The organism is Providencia sp. (genome assembly GCF_052096715.1).
Lineage (GTDB): Bacteria > Pseudomonadota > Gammaproteobacteria > Enterobacterales > Enterobacteriaceae > Providencia.
In genome coordinates this window covers 72,669-95,785 of record NZ_JBQDNB010000015.1, presented here as the reverse complement: position 1 = coordinate 95,785, position 23,117 = coordinate 72,669, and the positions used below count along the sequence as shown (strand labels likewise).

At 40.8% G+C, this 23,117-nt stretch carries 16 protein-coding genes; all 16 read right to left on the bottom strand.

Annotation, left to right across the window (positions count from 1 at the left end):
• Positions 1–157: 157 nt before the first annotated feature.
• Complete coding sequence (locus ACTH6U_RS12950) at positions 158–1,189, bottom strand: methyltransferase (protein ID WP_441832367.1); 1,032 nt, start codon at positions 1,187–1,189, stop codon at positions 158–160.
• Between the two features lie 1,077 nt (positions 1,190–2,266).
• Positions 2,267–3,640 (bottom strand): VasL domain-containing protein, encoded by a 1,374-nt coding sequence (locus ACTH6U_RS12945; RefSeq protein WP_441832366.1) that lies wholly within the window; start codon positions 3,638–3,640, stop codon positions 2,267–2,269.
• A 32-nt stretch (positions 3,641–3,672) separates the two neighbouring features.
• On the bottom strand, positions 3,673–4,095 hold the full coding sequence (gene tssE, locus ACTH6U_RS12940) for a type VI secretion system baseplate subunit TssE (protein ID WP_441832365.1): 423 nt from the start codon (positions 4,093–4,095) through the stop codon (positions 3,673–3,675).
• A complete protein-coding gene (gene tssJ, locus ACTH6U_RS12935; protein WP_441832364.1) occupies positions 4,092–4,634 on the bottom strand; it encodes a type VI secretion system lipoprotein TssJ in 543 nt (180 codons plus the stop codon). Before tssJ ends, tssE begins: the two co-directional genes overlap by 4 nt.
• Positions 4,635–4,650: 16 nt before the next feature.
• A complete protein-coding gene (gene tssG, locus ACTH6U_RS12930) occupies positions 4,651–5,754 on the bottom strand; it encodes a type VI secretion system baseplate subunit TssG (protein ID WP_441832363.1) in 1,104 nt (367 codons plus the stop codon).
• Positions 5,718–7,481, bottom strand: a complete 1,764-nt coding sequence (tssF, locus tag ACTH6U_RS12925) for a type VI secretion system baseplate subunit TssF (RefSeq protein ID WP_441832362.1) — start codon at positions 7,479–7,481, stop codon at positions 5,718–5,720. The genes tssG and tssF overlap by 37 nt, the downstream gene beginning before the upstream one ends.
• Before the next feature lie 23 nt (positions 7,482–7,504).
• Complete coding sequence (gene tssA / locus ACTH6U_RS12920) at positions 7,505–9,121, bottom strand: type VI secretion system protein TssA (protein WP_441832361.1); 1,617 nt, start codon at positions 9,119–9,121, stop codon at positions 7,505–7,507.
• 21 nt (positions 9,122–9,142) lie between these two features.
• Entirely contained in the window at positions 9,143–12,496 is a 3,354-nt protein-coding gene (locus ACTH6U_RS12915) for an ImcF-related family protein (protein ID WP_441832360.1), read from the bottom strand.
• Between the two features lies 1 nt (position 12,497).
• Positions 12,498–13,580, bottom strand: a complete 1,083-nt coding sequence (locus ACTH6U_RS12910; RefSeq protein WP_441832359.1) for a hypothetical protein — start codon at positions 13,578–13,580, stop codon at positions 12,498–12,500.
• A gap of 23 nt (positions 13,581–13,603) precedes the next feature.
• Positions 13,604–13,861, bottom strand: a complete 258-nt coding sequence (locus ACTH6U_RS12905; protein WP_441832358.1) for a PAAR domain-containing protein — start codon at positions 13,859–13,861, stop codon at positions 13,604–13,606.
• Positions 13,862–13,906: 45 nt separating this feature from the next.
• Positions 13,907–14,206, bottom strand: a complete 300-nt coding sequence (locus tag ACTH6U_RS12900) for a hypothetical protein (RefSeq protein ID WP_441832357.1) — start codon at positions 14,204–14,206, stop codon at positions 13,907–13,909.
• Positions 14,207–14,307: 101 nt separating this feature from the next.
• On the bottom strand, positions 14,308–15,288 hold the full coding sequence (locus tag ACTH6U_RS12895; RefSeq protein ID WP_441832356.1) for a T6SS immunity protein Tli4 family protein: 981 nt from the start codon (positions 15,286–15,288) through the stop codon (positions 14,308–14,310).
• A gap of 86 nt (positions 15,289–15,374) precedes the next feature.
• A complete protein-coding gene (locus tag ACTH6U_RS12890; protein ID WP_441832355.1) occupies positions 15,375–17,078 on the bottom strand; it encodes a lipase family alpha/beta hydrolase in 1,704 nt (567 codons plus the stop codon).
• 35 nt (positions 17,079–17,113) lie between these two features.
• Entirely contained in the window at positions 17,114–19,639 is a 2,526-nt protein-coding gene (locus ACTH6U_RS12885; RefSeq protein ID WP_441832354.1) for a type VI secretion system Vgr family protein, read from the bottom strand.
• Complete coding sequence (tssH, locus tag ACTH6U_RS12880) at positions 19,636–22,344, bottom strand: type VI secretion system ATPase TssH (RefSeq protein ID WP_441832353.1); 2,709 nt, start codon at positions 22,342–22,344, stop codon at positions 19,636–19,638. The genes ACTH6U_RS12885 and tssH overlap by 4 nt, the downstream gene beginning before the upstream one ends.
• Positions 22,345–22,625: 281 nt before the next feature.
• Entirely contained in the window at positions 22,626–23,117 is a 492-nt protein-coding gene (locus ACTH6U_RS12875) for an Hcp family type VI secretion system effector (protein ID WP_441832352.1), read from the bottom strand.

Sequence of the window (23,117 nt, the reverse complement as noted above, 5' to 3'; positions counted from 1 at the left end):
TAATTTAGCGAAATTGAATTATTTTTCAATTTAATCAACATGATAAATTTAGAGTGAATTTTTTTCGCTTATTTTAAGTAAGAGGCTGGCGATGCCATTGATTGTCAACGCCAGAATTCACACTAGCCAGTTGATATATAGGCTGGTTAATATTTACTTAATCAATAACGGCTTCAACAATGGAGACGTAGCAGCCTGTATTAATGATGCGATTCAATTTCAATCCCGCACTTTTTAACAAAACTTTGAGCTCATCTTCACTGCGTGTTTGTCCGCCGTCAAAACTAGCTAATAGCAACAGATCGATTTCGTTACCGCCATGCCAAGTATTTCCTTTTGGTATAACGGGCTCCATGATGAGTAATTTGGAGTTTTCATGCATAGCGTTTCGGCAGCAGCGTAATATGGCTCTGGCTTGCTCTTCGGGCCAATCCATCGTGATGTATTTCAATAGATAAATATCTGCGGTAGGGCAAGACTCAAAGAAGCTACCGGGTTGTGTTTTCCAGCGCGAGTCATCACCTAATTCTTTAAGACGGTTTCGGGTTAATATCTCGGGTTGATCAAATAAAATACCCTGTAAAGTTGGGTTATTACGAAGTACATTTAATAGCAATCCTCCCATACCACCTGCAATATCGACTACTGTTGCATTTTTTGGGAAATCGTAGGCTTGGACTAAAAAATAATTTTCTACCGCAGACATGGAGGACATGCCAGTATGAAAGTCATATCCATCTCTTTGATTTTCTTTTTTCGACCAATATTCATAGAACGACATGCCGTATAAATTTTTAAAAGAAGATTCGCTACGTAGACTATCGACAAGATCCCCTAATGGGGACCAAAAGGTCTCATCGGTGAGCATTAATATTGCGGAGCATAAAGATTGAGGTGCATCTGAACGAAGAAACTCAGCCTCTGGTGTTAATGCAAATTTGTTATCACTAGTTTCTTTAAAGATCCTTTTAGAGGCTAACATTCTCATGACACGAAATAATTTTTTACTATCCACATTCACTTCTTTTGCGAGGTAATCTACTGTTTTTTCTCCATCTTTAAGATAATCGGCTATACCTAATACTGCTGCCGCGCGTAGCGAAGCTTGAAAAGTAAACCCCATCGCTTGCTCTAATACATAGACTGCCGCTGCATCATTTTTAGATATATCAATACTATTATTTACCATGATATTAGTTCCTCGTTGAATTATTTATGGAAAACACATTTAGTAGTAAAATAATTAGATTAATTTTTCGCTGTATTAATGGCCGTAATTTGGTTATCAATAATACGTAACTTATTGTTAAGTATATATTGTGTAGATGTACTCACTTATAGTTATATATTTTAAATATAAAATTATTTATGTGTGAATATGGTTAAATTTGAGGGTTTAATATCTCCATGAAATTAATGCATCAAAAATAATTGCAGTATTAATAAATGCTGATAAGTATAATATGATATAAAATTAAATAAGTATTATTATATTTCATATGAATTCAATTCTGGTGTTTTTTATTATAAAGTCAAGGTGGAGTTATCATGGAATAAGTGTTTTTACTTGCTAACTATTTAAATAAAAAGGAAAAATGATATTAAATTATTTTTAATTATTTTTTAGTTAATAATTTTAAAATAAATAAAATCAATCGTAAATAATTGATTTTAATGTAATAATTTGGTTGGCTGATCGAGGTGGTTTAGGGGGGGGTCTACAATGATATTGTTTCCATAGAAATAATATTATTGAGTTATAAATTTACAATGAAATTAGATTTAAACTTACTGGAAATTAAAATATTAACACTGAATTTTTTGATCATTTTAAAATTAATTTATTGGGTGATGATAATCTTGGTTTATATTTACATGAATTATAATTTATTGAGGTTTTTATTAAGTGGGGTAAATTTAAATATTAGAAAATAGAAGTTAGAATAGTAGTGTTGATGGTTTAATTTGTATGGAATTGATATTTAGGAATGCTTCAATAAGTACGTTATTAGAGGAGGGAGCGTTGGCTAAATTAATTCTTATTGTGAGGTAATAGCTGTATAAGAATAGGCTGTTTTGTTATCAAAACGAATATGTAGAAGAATATTAGATTAAAAAACGATTTAATTTAGTATTCTTCTACAGCTTTCAAATTCAATGATATCAAAAATCTATATAGATAATGAGACCTCAGTATTATTTTTTATTATTGGTAATAGCTATACAATAAATATTTAGTACTGAGATATATTGAGAATAACTGTTACTAATTTTGGCGCATTAAGGCATAGCGATTAAGAAGTTGCTTAAAGTGATTGTCAATACGTTGATATTCAGACTCTGCAACGGTCCCTTGTGCTTTTTGCGTTTCTAAACGTCGTAATTCCTCTTCTAATGGTAAACCTTGATTAAAATGTTGTCGTGCATTGAAAATGATTGTTTTTAATTCAGAGCCAGTAATGTAGCTGCGGGGTTTACCATCAAGGCTATCTAATCGCACACTTAGTTTATTCAACTGCTCCATACCTTCTGACCATTGATTAAGCCGATTTTCAGCAAATGCATTAGTTTGTATATTTTGTTGCCATTTTTCAGTAAAGGTACTGACGTCAGCATGATCGCCATATTGTTGCTCTAGATAATTGACCATATTGAGGCCATATTGTTGTGTCCAAATCGGTGAGAGTGATTCTAATTCAAGTAGATAGTTGTCCACCATGGCTAATTTTTCAACTGAGAAAGAGCTTAGTTGTGTTTTATTAGGTTGTAATTGCTGATCTAGGAGAGCAACAATATTTGGCGTAAATTCAGGAAGCTTGGGTAGCACTTGCCCTAATTCAGTTGTTTTTTCCCATGGCGATAATGTATAAAATGTTGCAGCGCAAGCAATACCAGTGATCAAAATTCCTAATGATAATCCAAATCCCATTCCTTGGCGAAATGACCGTTTATTTTTTATTTCTTGCGGGTTTGGTGTTTTCAGATTATCAATATTTGGGGTTAATGTAGCATTTGCCTTGATAGAAATTGGTGCTGCGGCAGTTCGAGCATGAAATGTGGAAGGGGAAGTTTTAGGAATTTGTAATGGGGTTGAAGGAATAAAACCATTATCTGGGACATCGGTATTTTCTAACTGTCGCGCTTGTGTGGTGAGTAAATTTTGTAATCGCTCAAGCTGTGTTAGGTGTTTTAATTCTAATGTTTGTAGTTGTTGGCCTATTTTTGCTAAGGTTGATTCTGCTTGATAGAGCGCAGCTAAATCGCTATAAACAGGCGTCATTCCACGTAATCCCGCAATCAGCTGCTGACTGAGTGTTGATAAAATCTCAACTCTAGCATGGGTTTGTAACGGCCAAATTGTTTGCCAATGTTGATTAAGTAAAGTATGCAGTAATGATAGTCCTTCATTTAGCCCATCAATTCCTGCTTGGTGTTGGCGGATCAATATAAACCAAGTAGTTGTTTGAAGATCTGCACCGTTTTGATTAAATATCGAAAGGCATAATCCATGTGCTCTAGCCCAATCAATATCTGGGCGAGCGGGGTGAAAACGTTTATTCAGCTCTTCTTTTAATGCTGAAAAATCACTGAATGTACGTGGGTCGCCGCCTGGGCGTAAGGTGTTTAAATCAGAATTCATAGTCATCTCGAAAGGGGGAAGTTAACCTGAAATTAATCGAATTGTTTTTTCAAATGATGAAGTAAAACGCGCCCATCAGGTACAAACTCGGTACCGTAACGAATAAGCCCTCGTTGATGAAGCTCTACATCAAGGGAGTATCGCAATGTGCCAAAGGTATCTTGTGGCAGTAAAACGAGGGAGACTGTTTTTATTCGAGGTTCGTATTTAATTAATGTTGTAGATAGAATATTCATCATGTTGTGAGCGGTACCAGGAAGCCCTTGGATCATCTTGCTCATATCGGGTAAACCGTAGTCTGGTAAATGCGCAATGCTCCCTGCTCGTGAGTTTAGGATACGACGAATGTTATCCATAACAGATAAAATTAATTGCTCTTCTTCACTTATGGCATCAAGGGGCAATCCTCCTGAAAAATATCCAGTGAGCATCTCATAGAGAGAGGGTTGGGTCATAATTTGTCACTTCCTAATGGATTAAGCGTCATTGTTTGTTCTAAAAGTACTAATTTACGAGGTTCATCAGGTAGTAAGCGTTTTTTCGGAATAACCACACGCCAATCATCAGTAATGAGGTCTGGATTATTGAACATGACCGCAATAGCCACAAATTCAGCGCCTTCTTCTAATGGCATATCTAAAGATATTGATTCACCTGGGCGGATGCGAATATCTTTTTGTATGAGGAGTGATGATTTTAGTACTTCACTGTCTTTAGCAAACAACGTGGCGTAATCGCTATTATTAAAACTATCGGCATTTTTTAATTGATAAACTCGAATGATGGTCGATAACGAGGTGCCATTATCATCATTATTTAGGGCTTCACGTGCGACAAAATCTAAATGTACTACTTTGATTTGTTTGTAAAAAATTGACTTTGCCACATCGCTAGTACCATCCCCGATCATTTGGGTGAGTCCACATCCTGTTAAGTTTAGGGCTGCAATTAAAAGTAACGAAAAAGGCGCATAAGGAAAATAGGTTGCTTTCATCGGGTGGGTCTCATGGTTAGAATCGATAATTGGCGTAGTTAGCATTGTCAGAATGTTGATCGTGTCGCAGATGAGGTTGCAGACGCTGATAAAGTCCCAGACCAATCGTGATATCGGTATCCGTTAATTGACTGTGTGTTGATTGAACACGCATGGCGGCAGTCCGACCTAGCTGAACACCTTGGTGTGATTTTGCATTTAACGCTGCATTCGGCAGTAAAGATCTCGGCAGCGTTAAACTGAGCCGTGCATTGACTCTTGCCCCAAGGTATACATGCAGCAATGCCATTAAATCTTGATACAGTTGTCCATCCGGCAGCCAGCCTCGCGCTTCTTCAACATTATGGGTATGAAGTTGAATGAGAATTTGGCTGTTTACATCAATAGCGTATTGGCCCAATACCGGTTTGTTGGTTAAGTTTAGCGGCTGCTTGCATGACAGCGCTGTAATACTTTTTTGCTCAATTCGTCTTGCATCATGGGGCTTTATACGAACAGTAGTATTGGGCGCTAATAAAGCGACTAATGAGCCCACGCCTTCAGCTGTACGAGTCGGTAAACGCATTGTCCCGAGCAGGGCTAAAAAACGTGAAAGTGGGGCTTGTACACGGCTGGCACTTCCTGGGATACCTAATCCAATCAATCCATATAGGTATTGTGATGTTTCATCCGCTCCCCCGGCCTCGAAGGTGGCGGGATAAGAGTATTTACGCCAAATTCGATAAAATTGGGTCGTTAGTCGGTGGTTAAAAATATCAAGAAAATCGGTTAGGGCTTCTGTGCCATCACGATGCTGAGCAACATCATCTAAGTAAGAGGTGGGCAATGGGGAAGTTACACCATAAAGCCCTAAAAAGGTAGTGCGGATGCTCGGCGTTGAATTGCCTCGATAACGATCTTCTTTATCCGTTCCTTTTATTTCAGTAACCGGGAAACCCATCCCTCGATGAGGACGGAAACGAATTGGATCTTCTTTTGGATCTTGAGTGCTGCCTAAAGGTGGTAAGGTTGCATTGGTTTGTTCAATTAATTGGCAAAAGCGATAAAAATTAATTGAAGGCAGTTTTTCACCAAGTGCTTCAATTACCGGAGTCGCTGAAGATTGTGGTTTTCTGTCCATTGCAGACGTTTTCCTGTAGGTAAAATATGTAAAGTCAGTTGGTTAAACAGGTGAACATCCGTATACAGCTCAAAAAAGCGGTTTAACATTTCGCCAAACAAATGGATATCACCTTCGCCGTTGAAACCGTTGCTGTCCAGTGTGATTTCAATTGCGATACCGCGTTGCAAAAATCCCTTTTCAAAACGTTCAATTAAGTGATGTTCAACTTGAATAATGGCTTCAAGTTGGCGTTTATTCATGTCATCTTCACGCCAGTCATACAGTGCCAGCGTGCCACGTAATACCTCAGCATTATCCATCATATTAAGGAAGCTCGCGCCTAAATGACTGAGAACGCGCCAGTGAAATCGGTCTTCTACGGGGGGATAGCTAGGCAATGTCGGTTTGCATAAATTGCGAACGGTGAGCGGCACTTGCATTGTTTGTTCTGTTCTATCGAGTAAGGTACTTTGCAGGGATTTACGCGGTAGTTGTCCGTTGGTGCCCGTCAGTTGAAGTGATAGGGTTTCGCTTTCTAGTGCGCTGGCGACAGTGCGATCTTCGCCACCTAAAATCAGCCAAGTATCGTGCAAGCCAGAGACACCGCGTTTTACTCTTGTATGATAATAATGTTCTGGTGCATTATGGCGCAGCATCCCACCACGATGTCGAAAACTGGTGAAGGGAACATAATTGATATGCTCATTTCGCCGCGTCCCATGGACGTTATCGACAGAATAAATTTCGGTATGACCATCTTGTAAGCGGCGTGGGCGAAGCAGGTACTCACTCTCAAGTCCATTTACGGTGAGTGGATCCGCTTCAACATTGAATAAATTAATAACAGGAACACAGTGAAGTTTAATGTTTTCAGTGGTTAGCGCTAAATCATTATCCCACGGTGTATTTAGTACAATATCCAGTTCAAATTGACGTGTATTTTCCGGAAAGTGAATATCCCCTAATCCATTTAAATTCACAAACAGGAATTTTTCACGAAAAGTAAAATATTCAAGAAGTAATTGATAACCACTAAACGTGGTGTCTCCTTTAGGCCATAAACTGTCATTTTCTGCAAATCCACCCGGTGAAAACCAGAGCGGTAAAGCAATGCGATCTGAGGCTGAGGGTAATTTCAACCAAGTTGCCGCAACCTGTTTGGTTAATGCCAAATGAAGCGCGTAGGTTGTTGGAATATCCCCTGCTAAGTAGAGAGATAGGGCGTTTAATGAGGTTTGTGACCAATCTATCATTTCACTACATTGAAAGGATAGACGAATAACTGAGCGCCCATCGGGCTCTGTTGCTAAATTAACCGTTGTCAGTTTTACTGGATTGAGCGGAAGGTCACGGGTAGTTCGATAGCGGCAGACGGTTTTTTTTGTGCCAATCGGACGTGACAATACCTCAAAATGAGCGGGAACAGCACCGCTTATCTTCATAAGGTTAATGCTTGGCGCTAGCTCAACAATGGATAAAGACGGAATAGTTTGCAGGTAATGTGGCCATAATAAACTCACCAGTCCTTCTGTGAGTTCAGGAAGGTCATCATCAATTTTTTGCCGTAATTGCCCCATTGAAAAAGCAAAACCTTCAAATAGGCGTTCAACAAAGGGATCAGGGGTACCGGCCTTATCTAAATCAAGCATCGCTGCTCTATCTGGGTGTGCCTGTGCGAATTCTTTCGCTGCTTCACGCAGATAACGCATTTCCGCATCATAGTAACGGAGAGTTAAATCATCCATTCTTCATTCTCTATTTTTTAATATTAAGGATATAAAACAAGGGCTCGCACAGGATCTATTCGGGTTAATTCGGCTAATAAACTCGCCATTTGTGGTTGTAAGCTTGTTTTATCGGTATTACGTTGCGCTTTATTGCGCAATAAATGCAGTTGGCGTGCCTTAACTTCAAAAATATATTGAGGCTCCCAGCCAGATAGTGACATATGACTAGCTTCGCTATCCAATTCACACAGCAAATTGAGTGCTAGGTCATGACGTGAAAATTGTTCGGCAACACGTGCCATAATCAACTGTAATAACCATTTTTGCCGAGGTGTGCGGATATCGGGACGGTGCATTAGCCAAACTAATGCAGCTTCAATACCTTCGTTATCGGCTTGGGTAAGAGCTTCTTGCTCAAGTGCTAACACTGACGCATCATCTGTTTGTAGAGATTGATGTGCAGGGAAGTTGTGTAATGAGGTGGCGTTCTCTTCAAGAATGTGTTGTTTAATCCAATTGAGCGTGACTTCATCAGAAAATGGTGTGCCATCTTCCCATGCTAAGGTTTCTAAACCGGGTAAACGTGTTAGAAACTGTTTTAAATCTGATGCAATAACCGCGGCCCATCCATCCCAAGGTGCGGGGGACTTACTCAAGGCTTGATGTAAATACCATTGCACATCTAACCAAAAATGGTTAACACCTTCCGCAAATAATCGGTCGGCCTGTTCGATTAATTCTAACCAACTTTGTTGTAAATAGAGGCGTTTAAGTTGGGATTTAGCATCAGAACGAGGTGGTGCGAGTCGCGTACAACCTTGTTGATTTTGTGGCGGGGCTTGGTGCAAGGTATCCCAACGAACAGATTTCATTAGGCGATGACCCGCAAGCCAGCCGTCAGGCTGATTACGTAAATAGCCAGCAAGGACTTTAGCTTGATCTAATAGTTCTCGACCAGACTGTATTGGCGCCATCAAATTAGTTTGTGTATTGGAGGAGAGCACTTGTGTTGGCCGAGAACTTTCTGAAGCACGCATATTTTGTGGAACAACACTATTTGCACCACCCGATAGCGCTAAGCGTTTTTCTAATGCTCTTAATAGTGAAGATAACTGCGGACGGCTTGCTTCATCCCAAGTGGTAAATTCATCGAGTAACACACCAAATAACGCCACAATGCGTGAAAACTCGTTTTGATCTACTTCAGGGTAGAGGGATAAGCTGTCTAAAACACGCTGGCCGGCTAGCCATTCGAGTGCAGATTTACGACTATTTGGCCGTGCTGGTAGCAAGGTATCATGATAGCGAGTGACTAAACCTGCTAATAAGCCGAGTGAATCGGCAAGACCCGTTTCGCCTTCTTTGTGCAAGCGAGCCCAGATGTAATAGGTGACAACACGCACATCTTTGCACGTTGTGGTCAGCAACTTTTCAGCTAATGTACAAATAAGGTCAGTATCGGCGCCAGAAAGCTTGTTAACTTCTTCCCGCATCCGTTCAAAATCATCATCATAACCGGGGTCTTCACCGACAGGAGACTCTGGTGTAATCGGTAATAACCAACGTTCCCATAAGGCAATTTGTTGCTCTGCAAGGGGCTTTTCATCTTGGGGATTTTCGGCGAAACACATTGTCCGTAATGACGTTAATACTGGCATAACTGGTTTTCCTCGGAGCCGTTAATCTAAGAAGATTTGTTCAGGAAGCACAAAATTACGTAATTTCAGAAGGGCAAGAGGGCCATCACCCATTTCAGTACGTAAGGTATAAGATAAGTTAGTATCACCTAAAGTTTTCCATGAAACGGTGTAACTGCTAGTGCTCCCTGCATAAGGCGTGATGGTAGCGGTTTCTAATAACCGAATAATGCCCCAGACGCCGCGGTAATCACCATATAATCGTGTGCCAGTCGTTGTGGTCATCCAGCTGAGCGATGCCCCCGAGGCAATGGTATCAGCAGGCCAAGCAAATCGCTGCCATTCAGGGAATTGGTTATCGTAAGTGAGCGTTTGCTTATCAATAACTAGTTTTGTTTGCATAACGTGTTTACTGGTGCCTGGGCGCATTTCAAAATAGAGACGTGCCTCACCATTGGCAAACGCTACATCTCCCAGATAACTTAAGGTGTCTAACGCTTTGATAAATTCAGGATTAAAACGCAATCCTTGCGCATTGCTGCTGTTTGGCACCCAATGATTGCCTTCTTTACGTAACACACCTTTTAAACGAGTTTCTAAGAATCGTTGAATTCGTCCATTATCTGGTCGTAGATATTGCGCCATGAGAGGAAGAGAAACCTCGCTTTGCGTGTCTTTGAAAGGATAACGACCACCAAAAGCGGTATTCCAATCATTCACAATCGCACTTTGCCATTCACTATTAATACCTTGTGCCGTTGGTGCTAAAAGCTGTTGCCAAGCTTGGGTCATCGGTTGAACTAACAAGGTATCCCCAAAGCTGTTCCACTCTTGCCCTAAGCTGGCGGCAATTAAACTGCCGTAGTCGCGAGTTTCCGATAAATCGACACTTTTACCTTCAAAAACACTTTGTGCTAGCGCTTGAGACATCGCTTGTGGATCGGGAGCGCTGACAACTTGTTGTAACTTCAAACGAACACGAGTTACTCGAGTTAAATAAGCTTGTAAACTCAAATTATCGTTATTTGCTGTACTGGCTTGTGGGTCAGTAAAATTGAGAATGGGACCAAATACTGGCTCTAGCGGTCCCGTAAACTCCGCCTTTTGACTAATTACCGGTTGTTGTTCTTTATTCAATAAGTCTTTTGCTGAACTCATGAATGAATCGGCCAGTTTTTGTTGCTGGCGGCCGGTTTTGCCTTGGTAAGATAGTGTATTCATCAACGCAATAATTGGCGATTGACGAATGTCACTCATCAATGTTAGTTGGTCGATAGTATCTGATAAACTGTCGGTATGACGCCATTGAAGACTGTTGAGGAAATTCAACCAACTTCCGGCAAAATCAGAGAAATAACGGTCAGTTAGACGCTGTTTTAATTGTTCAGGGGAAATCTCGCTATCGAGCGTATGTTGATTGTCACTGAGCACCCAATCAATTTCTTCACGGCGTTCCTCGACAACACGTTTAATCGCCGGCTCAATTGACTCTTCCCATGCTTTGCGAGTGAAGATCCCCGGTATAAATTCATCGGTTGTGAACAGAAAACTCACATCTGTTTCAGCGACCATGTCGTCTAGCGTCATATCAGAAAAGCTATTTTTAGCCTGTTGAAGAATCTTTTGATAAAGCGCGGATTCACCACTGCGTTGGCCAATTTGACGAATAAGTAGCGTACGACTATTGCTGATTAACGACCGATTAGGACGAATAGCCCAGTCAGGGTGCTGAGGTAACTGTTCTGCGTAGAACATCAACAGTTCTTTACCCAGCGTTTGCCATTCGCCATCATCGATGCCGGATTGATGGGGTAGAGTCGATAAAACGGTATCTGTAAAAAAGGTCGGTTCCATGCGTTCTGGCGCACTCATCATCAAATAAGCTTTTAACACCTGATAGGCACTTTGAGAGGCTTCGGCGCGCTCAGTACTGTCTGGTGGAAGTTGAGCAAAGGCTTGTAATTGCTGAGTTAACTGTTGGTTGACTGTATTACTCAATAACGGTAGTAAAGACTGCTGATAAACAGGCCATAATTGTGCTAAGAGTGCATCATTAGTGTTTAAACCAAATCGAAGCCATAACGGCACTGAAGTTTTTTCACGATGACTGAGTACACCTAGTGTTTGTTGAAAATCATACTGGGCTTTAAGACGTACCGTTTCCGTCAGTTTGGGATCAGCGGCGGCAGCAGCATTATATTGGCTGGTATTAATCAGCTGACGATTCGTTAAATAAGAGGCCACCATACCGATGCCCCAGAGTACCATTGCCGTCGCGGCGGTATATTGGACGACGCGTTGTGAATTAATACCGAGTGCAGTCGGTTTAAGTGAATTGGCTAATTCGGACTGCACGGCAAGCCAACTTTGCCAACGACTATCGGGCTGCCAACTGTGGGGCAGTAATTGTACCGGCGCTGCTGTCGCGGGGGTACTAAAAGCCACGCCTGCAAAAGGTAGTGCACGAAAACCGGATAACAGCGGCGCTATTGATGTTGCGAGTTTTTGGCTTCCACCCGTACGCAACGATTGCGCTAAGGTGAGTAAATAGGTATGCGTTTGCTGCTTTAATAGGGCAAGCGTGCCTTGTTGAGTCAGTGCTGGCAATAAGCTTAACAGCGCGGGCGATAATGTTTCTGGCGTTCCACCGGGTTCCGTTAAACACAACACTGATGGCGTTTCTGCGGCACTAATATGCGGACCATCGCTGACACTCCATAGCCACACAGGAGCGCGCCAACCCAACGCTTGAAATAAGTTATGCAGATAACGCCCTGCCATATCAGCAGTAGCGGTATTGAGGTGATTAAAGGATAAAGAAGCTTCTAGTGGCTGCAAAGAAAGGCTGTTTTCATTGACCCAAATCACGCCATCCAGAGGGCGACGACGGCGCAGGTGTTTTAAGGTATCAATTTGCTGTTGATTGATTTCTCTACCAACATCACCCCCGTAGATTAATACAGTACCATCGGATTCTTGCCATTGTTCACTTGTGAGTTTAGGCGCTAGTTTTTCAACGGCAGAAGCGGGGCCGATGAGGAGATTGATGGTGACTTTTTTACGCCAGAAAGTGCCGTATAACGAATTCATAGACTGAATGATTTCATCGCTCAGTTTTTTTGTATTTTGTAATGAAATTTCGCTATTAGATTGATTTTGCTTAGTCGGCTTATAGGTAGCTTGCTGTATTTTCTGTTTTAATCTGTTTAAGCTTGGATAGAATATGATAGCTAAGATGGATATAAATGAAATGGATGTAACTGAAATAATTAGATTAGTTAAATCAAATGGATTGCGTTGATAGAATATAAACGCAATTATTGAAACTAAAATAAGAGCAACTAATAGGAAAATAAATAATTTCCAACGTGGGTAAGTTGTTAATGATTTTTTCATACTATGACCTGTTACTGATGTAGACAGCGTAGCCTGAATCATCTTGGTTAAAGTGAATGAGAACTTGATCTTCTTGTGTCTTTTTTGATATATCGGTCAATAGGGATATATAGGTGAAAAATGCTTCTTTATGTGGTGTTGAGTAGAAGGTATCTAAAATATAGACAGGGTGATTTTTATCATACTTTATTGTTTTATCAGAATATGCAATAATTAATTTTTCAATCAGCTCTTGTTTTGTATTTGATACCCATGTTTGAAACTTATGTCCTCTAGATATCCCACTGTATTCGATATATTTATTAATTTCATTATCAAAATCAGTTAGTACAATAGGCATAACTCTTTCTATTTTTATGTTTTCGATTGATGAAGTAATTAAATTATTTTTAGATGAAAATAATTGTGCGGATATAAATTCACTATGATCTTTTTTTGATTGAGCGGTAATGATTAAGAAAAAATCATTTTCATTATGTTCAGAAAATATTTCTTGATTTTTATTTTTTTTAATTGGAAATATATCCCACTGATTAAATATCATTTCGTCTAAATGTAAATGGTTGCTTTCATTTATTAAATATATATTAGATAAGTGATTTTTATAATAAGGATGTTTGGTTTCTAAATCATTATCAATGTTAGATAGTAATGATTCATTAAACTCTTGGTTATTAAATAGTGGGCGAGACTTGTCAGGATACATAGGTATTGATTCCGCATCTGTTAGAAAAACATCTGCTCCATCTTTGTCTGGGGTATAAATAACATTGGCGAGAATGGTTATGGATGATTGACACCAAGCTTGCCAGTCATTTTTAGTGATTTTTTTTTCGTTCTCCCAATTATTATATGAAACAACTGAGTTTTGATAACGTAAAAATAAAAAACCACCGAGTAAAAAAAATATTATAGTAATGGCTGGGATTGTGTATAGCAAAAAAATAAATTTACTCTCATTCTCTAAGCTTAAACTATAAATATAACTTACTGTAATGATAGTGATTAAAAATGAAATTATAATTTTATACTTAGGCTTGGTTAAAAGGTGCTTATCTGGAATGGTTGGAATTTCCCAATTCATGGCATTGATATCCTTTTCATCACTTACATTACACTGACTGTAGGTTCTGAGCTTATTACATGACAACCACAAGCACATAAGCACTGATCAACTACAATGGCTTTACCATCTTCAAAGGCAGAATTAGAACCTTCAACAATAGTATTTTTTCCATGTTTAGGGCACGAAATTACATCGCCAACAAGTGCTACCTGTTTACCATTGATATACATTGTTGACGAGGCTGAAATTACATTCCCCCCATGTGTGTTTTTATCACCTAAACAAACAAATCCTTTCATCTTGTACCTATTTTATTAATGATGTTAATAGATTATTAATTTAATTTAGAGTCCTTTCGCTTTACAGTCATTATCACTTAGTAAACTCAGATTGATTTTTATATCTTTATTTTCAAGCTCAGGTATTAGTAACGGATGACCATCTTTATCTAAACGTCCATAATAGTCTTTATTTTCTGCGGTTATTTTATAGCATTGTCCATCTGAGCTTGTATTCGAAAATGGATTTTCAATAGTGATGTTTTTATTTCTTTCTACTACCGTGGGTTTTGTATTACAAGCAGTTATAAAACTTGTGAGTATAAGTGGTATAGTTAAAAATAGAGCTTTATTATATTTTTTCATTAAATATCTCTTTGGATTATAAGAGTGAGTTTTTATATAGTAATAGATTACATAATTACTACAGTGTTGGGGGATACTAAATATTCTAGTTAGTAGACATATTAAAACGCATTTGGTCGATAACGTAATGAATTCACGATGCGATCCCAAATTTCAACCATCTGCGCTTCGCTGTAACGAGTTTGTTTATACTTACTATTAAGACCCAGTTTTATTAATGGTTTAGAGGCTGTTGCGACGGCTTCATTGGCATAGAGAGTAAAATCATATATTTGTAACTGTTTATTATCATAGTTTTGAACTCCTTCGAAAAGCCATGCTTCAAGAGGAATACCATTCGGAATTAAACTATATTTTTTAAGCGTTCTCATTCCTGAATTTTCAAGGGCTTCATTAATCGCTTCACTCCGTCCAAAAAAGGTATCACCATCAGCAATCATAGTATTGTTTGTACTGGCGCCAAAAAGAAAATCATCATTTTTATAATTAAACCCAACAACGATCTTATGTTTATTACCATCATCTGTAATAAATCCATTCGGAATACACCACCCTTTAGCAGTCGGGATTTCATGGTCTAAACGCCCATTTAACCGCGAAATTAAGGAACGCATTGCCGCTAATTTGATGGGTTTTTGGTTTGATTGAAACTCTGTAAATCCTCTCGCTAAATATTGAGCTTTCCGTTTTTCATGTTTTTTATCCGAAAAATCCCTAAATTCAGTCGTAATAATAAAGGCAATATGATTAAGGTATACATGCGCTTCTAATTGACGATAAATATCATCTGAGCCTTCCTTATTTCTATCAAAAATCACACCTTGATTATTCGGTAATCGAATAATTTCCTTAATGAATGGCGCATTTTCAGGTTCATTCTCTGGGCTGTTCATTGCATCATTAAGCTCTTTTTCTCTCAACTCTATCCGTTGTTTAAACGCCGGCGGATAGATAAATTTGCTCTCTATTTTAAAATCATCATACGTCGCCTTGTTTGTACCATTACTTAATGATTCAGGCACATCCACAACATAAACACCCACACATTGAGGTTTTGTTTTAGAAAATAAATCATCAACCATTATCGAGTCCTTCTGAATTAATGGGGCAGCATAAAAAGAGGGAATGAAAATCATCATTCCAAACCAAAAAGATAAGCTTGTTTTCATTAAGATAACGGAACCTCTTGCACTATTTTAGCTATCGCACGAAGTGTAAATTGCAACGCAGGGCGTTCATGAATATCGGCGAGATTTTTTACATCATAAGCCCCTTGATGGCTAACATTGGTTGCTAATACGCTCTTAATTGAGTAACCATTTTTAGCTTTAATAGCATTCAACGATTCCACCGGTACTGTACCATCGCCTGCCGTGTTGGATGGTTTCAGCTCATAAAATCGAGAACGATTGAACGGTAAAGGGACTTCATGGAAATTATTGGGATAAGTTTTATCACTGTCATGCATATTTTTGGGATGTGTTTTGGACGTAATATCCCATTTAACAAATCCATCCGAGGGAATTTCATTACCATAAAACACATAGGTGGTCGGATGATAATTAGCCTTTCCTAATTTAAAGATAAACTTTCGGACAGTTCCGTCCATAAGATCATTATAATCTTCCCAATTTTGCTGACTAACTAATTCATCTTTATCAATAATGTCGGACTCATACAATTTCCACCAAAGCGTTTGATTTAAATAGATTTCATTAAAAGGATCGCCATTTTTCGGTAATTGTAGATAATTACCATCCGGTTGTCCTTTTTCAATCCATAGCCATGGTGCGCCGTATTTATAATTAGGTGCTGGCAATAACTGCATTGGCGCTGGCGCGCGCGCAAGAACAGGCATTAATTCTTCTGCCGATTTACCCATGACAATACCCGCAGCACCTTCCTGCTTTCCTCCGACTTTCATTCGCCGATAGGCTGCAGGCGACCCTAAATCCGGTATCACCCCATGAATAATCCCGAGAATCTTATCTTTTGCACCGAGGATTTGAGAGGCATAACGCGCGACTAACCCCCCCATCGAATGGGTTACTAAAATCACTTTATTAACCGCGAGTCCGTGACCATGTTTTTCATCAGATTGATAATCTTGAAGGATTTTATCAATGTAATTCACCAGTTTTTCCGCCGAAACCGCATTGTCTTCCAACCAGTTATAGCCAAAAACATGTAACGGATATAAAAACTGTAAGAAATGGGACACTTCCGCGTCGGTCAACATCTCTTCTTTTTTATCTTCTGTGCCTAAAAATTTATTGCATAACTGACGAACAATACCATTTTCTTTGGGATTTTCACTCAGCCCACGCTGACCATCGGCACATCGTTTGACCGCTTTTTGCCAATCATCTAATAAGGCGGCTTGCAGTACGCTCAGCGTATTACCATAGCTAAAATGTAACACCTCCCCCCAGCCACGCGCTTTTCGCGTTGGCAATAACGCGCCATATTCCCCTTGACCGTCATCGGTGATACGGGAATAAATTTTAGTACTAATTTCGCCTCGGTCATCCACGACAGTCGTATCTGGGTTTAATAGTTTTTTACGCTCAGGACCTTTTAACTTAGCCCAGTCAAGATAAACTTGAATATCACTATCTCCACGCCAAATTGGCTCATCGTCTATAAATTCACCGCCTAATGCCTTCAAATTACTCCCCATGACACCCGGTAAAAAAATGACAGGAATAACTTTAGTCGGCGGCATCACGCACTTGGCTTGGGCATTGAAGGCTTTAGGTTGGAGTTTAAGGTCATCCCAATTGCAGGTTCCGTCATCATGCCATTTAGGGTGGTGATATGTTGTATGTTGGCATTCCTCAGGCATTATTTTGTCATTTGATTTATCTGTCATATAAATTCCTTTGGATTAAATGGACTTTACTATGGTTATTTTTTATCGTTAAGGTCAATTTTTAATCCGTCTAGCCCTAAACCTTTTCGCTCAGCTAAAATCCCTGATGCATCGCTAGAACTCGCGCTTTTAGTTCCCTCTGCGATAATGCCAACAGGGTGTGATAAATCAACGGGTTGATCGTCTATGATATTAACGAGCTGTGGATTAATCGCAAACTCAGAGCTTTCCCATGATTGCATCGCTTCATTCATGCTTTTACCGCCAAATTTTTGCCAAACCGCACCGCGTTCAATGATTTTATCAGGCGCAGCACACTCGACCGTACCGTCAGCAATTCGGATGTAACCGCCACCACTCGTTAGAATAATTTCTTTTTTAGCTTTGATGATCACTTTGCCATCATGGCTACTGATGCTCAAATCTTTCAATGCATCTAATGACATTTCATCATGTTGAGCTTCGATAGCGACTTTCCCTTGGTTTGCAAAGATTTTAATTCCTAATTTTTGCGCGAATAAACTAATAATCTCACCTGCTGCAACAGTGAATTTTTTAGCAATACTAAAGTCAGCGCTATTTTGTGCGGTGCTGATAATATTTTCACCAGAAGAAATTTGAATACTTTTAGGTGAGGTATGTGCAATGCCTTCTGGAGAGGAAACAAGCAATGCAGATTGCTTGAGTTCGTTAAGTGTTTCAGATAAAAGCGTATTTTGCGTTTGTAAATCAGCAAGTTCAGCCTTTGCAACATTGGCGGCTTCTTTAAGGGATTCGGTGAGCTGCTGAGCTTGTTTTAGCTGAGCAATCGCCTGTTCCATCGCCAGCACATCACCGCCGGCCTTGTCTTGCTTATCGGTACTGATAAACAACCCTTTACCGGCACGAATTGCACCCCAGCTATCGGTGCGTAATTCAAAACCATCACCGCGTTTTTCTCTTGAGCTATCAACTAAATGCCCTAAGTTGAGTTGCGTCTTACCGCCATACTCGGTGCTGATCTTAATATGTTCTTCGCCGCGTTTATCTTCCATGCGTAATTTGTTATTCGCCGGTGTGCGAATAATATTGCGGGTGTTATTTTTATCAGTGATGTGATCAGGGTGGCGTGAATCATGTAGGGCATGGGCAATATAGGGGCGGTCTGGGTCGCCTTCATGGAATGCAATGGCAACTTCAGTGCCTTGAATGAGTGGGAAATGCATACCGTAGGTATCGCCCGCATAAGGTTTTGCGAGGCGCACAGGCATACTTTCGTAGCCTTTTGCTTTGTCATCACGGTCAGCATCGAATTTTACCCAATAAAAACCATGCTCATTTTGATGGGCGTAGATATCATTTTCTTTGACGCTCGTGACTCGGGCCATTAATGTGCCCGCAATGACTGGACGTGGCTTGAGCACAGGACGCCAACACAACGCTTCTGTGTAGGGAACTGCATCAAAACGTACAGTTAAGGCTTTGTCGCGACTTGCTGTAAAACGTAGTCGAGTGAGTAAAATAGGGGTTTTATAGACTGAAGGTAATGTTGAGGTTAGTGAGTTGTCTTTGATACTAAGTACGAGTAATGGCATCAAATCAGCCGCACTACTTTCCCCACGTAAAAGCGTTTGACGAGTGAGGAAGCGCTCATGGTCAAGGCGCGCCCAAAAGTTGGCCGTTTCTGTTTCTGGGTGCAGTTTATCACCACGGGTAAGGTGACGGGCTTGGTAATGATAAACGTCACCATAGTTTATTTCTTGGCCATCACCACGCGTCATGTCTGCAACCGCAGAGATAAGCGTATCTTCCGCTAAACGGTGATTATAATCTTTGGCAAAGACATTGTTTTCGACCACCTGATGGCGTAACGATAACCCCCAAACACTGTCAGCATGGTTATCATTCAAGCCTGACGGGCTATTGAGCGGCAGTGTTTTATCATATACATAGCCACGCTGGCTGTCGGTAAAATGAATAACTTCAGTTTGGGTTTCATCTTGTAATCGGAAACTGTAAAAAACACCGATTTCACTGAGCAAGCGCTCTATAAATTGTTTGTCACTTTCATTGATTTGGTTAATTTGTTCGCGCTTGGGATAGGTTTTATCTAAGTTAAATTCAAACTCCCAACCTTTAAAATTGTGTTCTCGCAGGATCTGCTCAACCACTTCAGGAATAGATTGGTTGATAAAGAAACGATGAGAACGCATTTCATGGCGAAGTAATGCAAAAAAAGGTTCAATCACTAACTGGTAACGGGCTTCATCCGCAGAGCCAGATAAACGTCGAAAGTCGGTAACTGTACCGTGAACGCGCTTTGCTATCGTAGGTTGTGTGGCTAGCCCGATGAGTGAATCAACTGGAGGAGCGAAAGTGAGGCTAGCACTACGTCGCAACAGTTGCTGTGGTAATAAATCTTGAGCGGTACTGGTAAACGTGATTTGGTAACGATAGGTATCGCTGATGGCTTCGCGCCCAGTGAAATGTTCAACATCTAACAGTTCGCTACAACCTTGTACTTCAAGACGATAACGGTTTTGACCCTGAAGTAAGGATTTTGCGGTATCAATTAAGCTCATGAATTAGTCTCCAATATGCCATTATTTGATTCAGGTAACGCATCAATCTCACCCGTAAAACTCAACGTGATCCCGTCTTCTTCGCTATAATCTAAAGTGAGAGTGGTGGCTTGTTGTTGATTGGCTTGACGCATTAATAATTGCTGGCTGAGAACCGGCAGTATTTGTTGATTAAGCAAGCTGTCAATATTACGAGCACCACTGTCAGGAAGTAGGCAAGCACTCACCAATGTGTCATATAGCGCTTCTTCAATGACACCTGTGAGACGGTAGTGAGTATAGAGACGCTTAATCACGCTACTGAGTTTCATCTCGACAATTTTGCGCAGAGCAACAGGGCCAAGAGGGCGATAAATCAGCGTTTGGAAACGGGCGAGTAGTGCAGGTTGGAAGTGGTCGCGTAACGTTGGGCGTAACACTTCATGAAGCTCACTGTCGCTGGTTTCAGGTTGTTCTTCAAGTTGTTGCATTAACAAATCACTGCCTAGATTGGCTGTCATCAAGATAACGGTATTACGAAAATCAATTTCACGGCCTTCACCATCACGCATAAAACCGCGGTCAAAGACTTGATAAAAGAGGTTGAGGACATCGCGATGGGCTTTTTCGACCTCATCAAGAAGAACAACGCTATAAGGGCGTTTGCGAACGGCTTCGGTTAAAATTCCCCCTTGACCATATCCGACATAGCCCGGAGGAGAGCCTTTGAGTTGGCTAACGGTATGTGCTTCTTGGTATTCTGACATGTTGATGGTAATTAATGCTTTTTCACCACCAAACAGTTCATCAGCTAGGGCAAGAGCAGTTTCGGTTTTCCCGATACCACTTGGGCCGACGAGCAAGAATACGCCTTGCGGGCCATTTTCAGAGGCTAAGCCCGTTCTCGCTGCACGTAAACGTTGTGCAAGGGATAATAGTGGGCTTTCTTGCCCAACAACGCGCTGGCTAAGTGCCGATTCTAATTGCAATAATCCTGTTTGTTCATCTTTTAATAGACTTGAAAGCGGCACGCCAGTCCAATCGGCAATCACTGTTGCCACGGTGCGAACGTCGACATCAGGATTAATTAATGGCGCGGTTTGTTGCAATATTTCGAGTTGTGTTTGTATCTCTGAGACGTCTAATCCGTCGCGACGATGGGCTAATAACTCAGTAATAAGCGTTTTTTCTTGTTCGAAGCGTTGTTCGAGTTGAAATAATTGGCTAGCAATTTGGGCGTCTTGGGTGACTAATTCAGCTAGTGTGCTTTGGTTGTCTATATTGCCAATCGCAATATCATCAAGTATGGCTTGTTGTTCTAATTCAAGTGCGTTGCGTTTGGCTTTTAAGCGGGTCAACTCTTCTGGCAGTGTATCAAGGCTCATTCTAATCCGCGCACTGGCAGTATCTAATAAATCAACTGCTTTATCAGGAAGTTGGCGGCCTGTGAGATAGCGACGAGATAGTGTAACCGCGGCTTTAACTGCGTCATCAGTGATATGCACACCATGGTATTTGGCATAGCGTGATTTTAATCCACGTAGCATTAAAAAGGCTTTTTCATCATCAGGCTCATCAACTTTGACTACCTGAAAACGACGCTCAAGTGCCGCATCGCGTTCGAAGTATTGTTTATATTCAGACCAAGTTGTCGCGGCGATTGTGCGTAATTCACCTCGTGCCAGCGCCGGTTTTAGTAAGTTTGCTGCATCAGCACCGCCGGCCTGATTGCCTGCGCCGATAATGGTATGGGCTTCATCGATAAACAAAAGAATTGGAGTGGGTGATTGTTGTACGGCTTCAATCACATTTTTAAGACGTTGTTCAAACTCCCCTTTGACGCCTGCACCTGCCTGTAAGAGGCCCAAATCTAAGGTACGCAATGAGGTAGTTTGTAAACTAGCAGGAACATTGCCTTCGGCGATGCGTAGTGCTAATCCTTCCACAAGCGCGGTCTTTCCTACTCCGGGTTCACCCACTAAAATAGGGTTGTTTTTACGACGGCGAGACAGAATATCGACCATTTGACGAATTTCGTCATCGCGACCAAAGACGGGGTCAATAGCTCCTTCACGCGCTTTTTCCGTAACGTCTATGGTGAATTTATTTAGAACGGCGAGCAGAGCGTCGTTGAGCGAATTGCCAATAATCGCATTATCACTGGAGCCGCTATTTTCTGACGTTAAAGCCGCATCACTTTCACTATGTGATGAATGTGATGCACTATTGTGCGCGGCGAGTTGCTGAACTTCAGGGCGCTCATCCGATTGTGCATCAAGGAGAGGTCGTAAACGCTGAAGTTGCGTAGTGCCTAGCGTCATGAGTGGCCACATAGCATCGTTTGGTACTAAGTTGGGCTGTTTAACCATGGCGGATAACAAATGAACACTGCGAATGTGTTCGATATCTTCATCCAGTGAAGCAATAACCCAAGCTTGCTGAATTAAATGAAGTAGCGATTTTGATAATTGTGGACGACTACGTACTGAGCGAGGAAGGTTGTCTATGTGAGTGAGTAGACTTTGCCAAAGGCTGCTCATATCCCATTCATAGCGCCTTGCCAATACGGTAATATCGCTTTCACCGAGTTCCAAAATTTTGAGGAGCCAATGTTCAATCGTCACTTCCGCATGAGCGCGAGTCTGGCACAAGGAGGCGGCGGCTTCTAATGCGCTGGCACAGTAAGGGTTTAAGCGGCGTAATAGCATAACGGATGAATTGTCCATATTCTCTCTCTCGTATTTTAAAAACGGTGTATCGGCTTGATGGGATGTCGTTTAGGCACGCTACCGCCCCTAACCGTTGCCGAGGTTCATAAGGCTATCCCTTTTATATTTCAAATGACCGCTGTGTTGGCTGCGTGTGTTACTCGAATGATTTAACTTATTGATATTCATCGAGATAGCATTGTTTGCTGCCCATCTGTCATTTGAATTATTGTGGGAAGATGGATTAAGCGGTTGTATTAACAATAAAAAAGCAGGCGACAAGCGCCTGCATGGATACATTAAGCGGTAGCGCGTTCATTCCAAGAATCAGAATGAATGATGTTGCCGTCTTTGTAAGTCCAAGTGATTTTTTCATAACGCAGCTCGATTTCTTCAAGGTGGTTATGTTTTTCTTTACTTGGATCTTTGATGTTGTGCATTTTTGGTGCGACTTTCACAACTTTCACGTTCTCAAGTTTAGTGTTGAAATATTCAACTTCTTGACCCGCGTCATCGATGCGGTACCATTTGAACTCAGCTTCTTTGAGAGTTTGACCAGTAGTCACAGCCTTATACAGGTATGGGCTAGATGCATCGATTTCTTTCACAAAAATAAATGGTGTATGGATACGCGTACCGGTTAATTTACCGGTATTGTTATCCGTAGGGATGTATAGGCTATGGTCCTGTGCGACGATCTCGATGCTGCCTTCGCGGTCTTGTACATTCACCGAACCTTTAATTTCAGCTCCGCCATCATCCTTCAGCCATAAATAAACTGGAATTGCCAT

Bases quoted from the DNA above. Each gene is read 5' to 3' on its own strand.
- ACTH6U_RS12950 (WP_441832367.1), bottom strand. From the start codon at position 1,189: ATGGTAAATAATAGTATTGATATATCTAAAAATGATGCAGCGGCAGTC.
- ACTH6U_RS12945 (WP_441832366.1), bottom strand. From the start codon at position 3,640: ATGAATTCTGATTTAAACACCTTACGCCCAGGCGGCGACCCACGTACA.
- tssE (WP_441832365.1), bottom strand. From the start codon at position 4,095: ATGACCCAACCCTCTCTCTATGAGATGCTCACTGGATATTTTTCAGGA.
- tssJ (WP_441832364.1), bottom strand. From the start codon at position 4,634: ATGAAAGCAACCTATTTTCCTTATGCGCCTTTTTCGTTACTTTTAATT.
- tssG (WP_441832363.1), bottom strand. From the start codon at position 5,754: ATGGACAGAAAACCACAATCTTCAGCGACTCCGGTAATTGAAGCACTT.
- tssF (WP_441832362.1), bottom strand. From the start codon at position 7,481: ATGGATGATTTAACTCTCCGTTACTATGATGCGGAAATGCGTTATCTG.
- tssA (WP_441832361.1), bottom strand. From the start codon at position 9,121: ATGCCAGTATTAACGTCATTACGGACAATGTGTTTCGCCGAAAATCCC.
- ACTH6U_RS12915 (WP_441832360.1), bottom strand. From the start codon at position 12,496: ATGAAAAAATCATTAACAACTTACCCACGTTGGAAATTATTTATTTTC.
- ACTH6U_RS12910 (WP_441832359.1), bottom strand. From the start codon at position 13,580: ATGAATTGGGAAATTCCAACCATTCCAGATAAGCACCTTTTAACCAAG.
- ACTH6U_RS12905 (WP_441832358.1), bottom strand. From the start codon at position 13,861: ATGAAAGGATTTGTTTGTTTAGGTGATAAAAACACACATGGGGGGAAT.
- ACTH6U_RS12900 (WP_441832357.1), bottom strand. From the start codon at position 14,206: ATGAAAAAATATAATAAAGCTCTATTTTTAACTATACCACTTATACTC.
- ACTH6U_RS12895 (WP_441832356.1), bottom strand. From the start codon at position 15,288: ATGGTTGATGATTTATTTTCTAAAACAAAACCTCAATGTGTGGGTGTT.
- ACTH6U_RS12890 (WP_441832355.1), bottom strand. From the start codon at position 17,078: ATGACAGATAAATCAAATGACAAAATAATGCCTGAGGAATGCCAACAT.
- ACTH6U_RS12885 (WP_441832354.1), bottom strand. From the start codon at position 19,639: ATGAGCTTAATTGATACCGCAAAATCCTTACTTCAGGGTCAAAACCGT.
- tssH (WP_441832353.1), bottom strand. From the start codon at position 22,344: ATGGACAATTCATCCGTTATGCTATTACGCCGCTTAAACCCTTACTGT.
- ACTH6U_RS12875 (WP_441832352.1), bottom strand. From the start codon at position 23,117: ATGGCAATTCCAGTTTATTTATGGCTGAAGGATGATGGCGGAGCTGAA.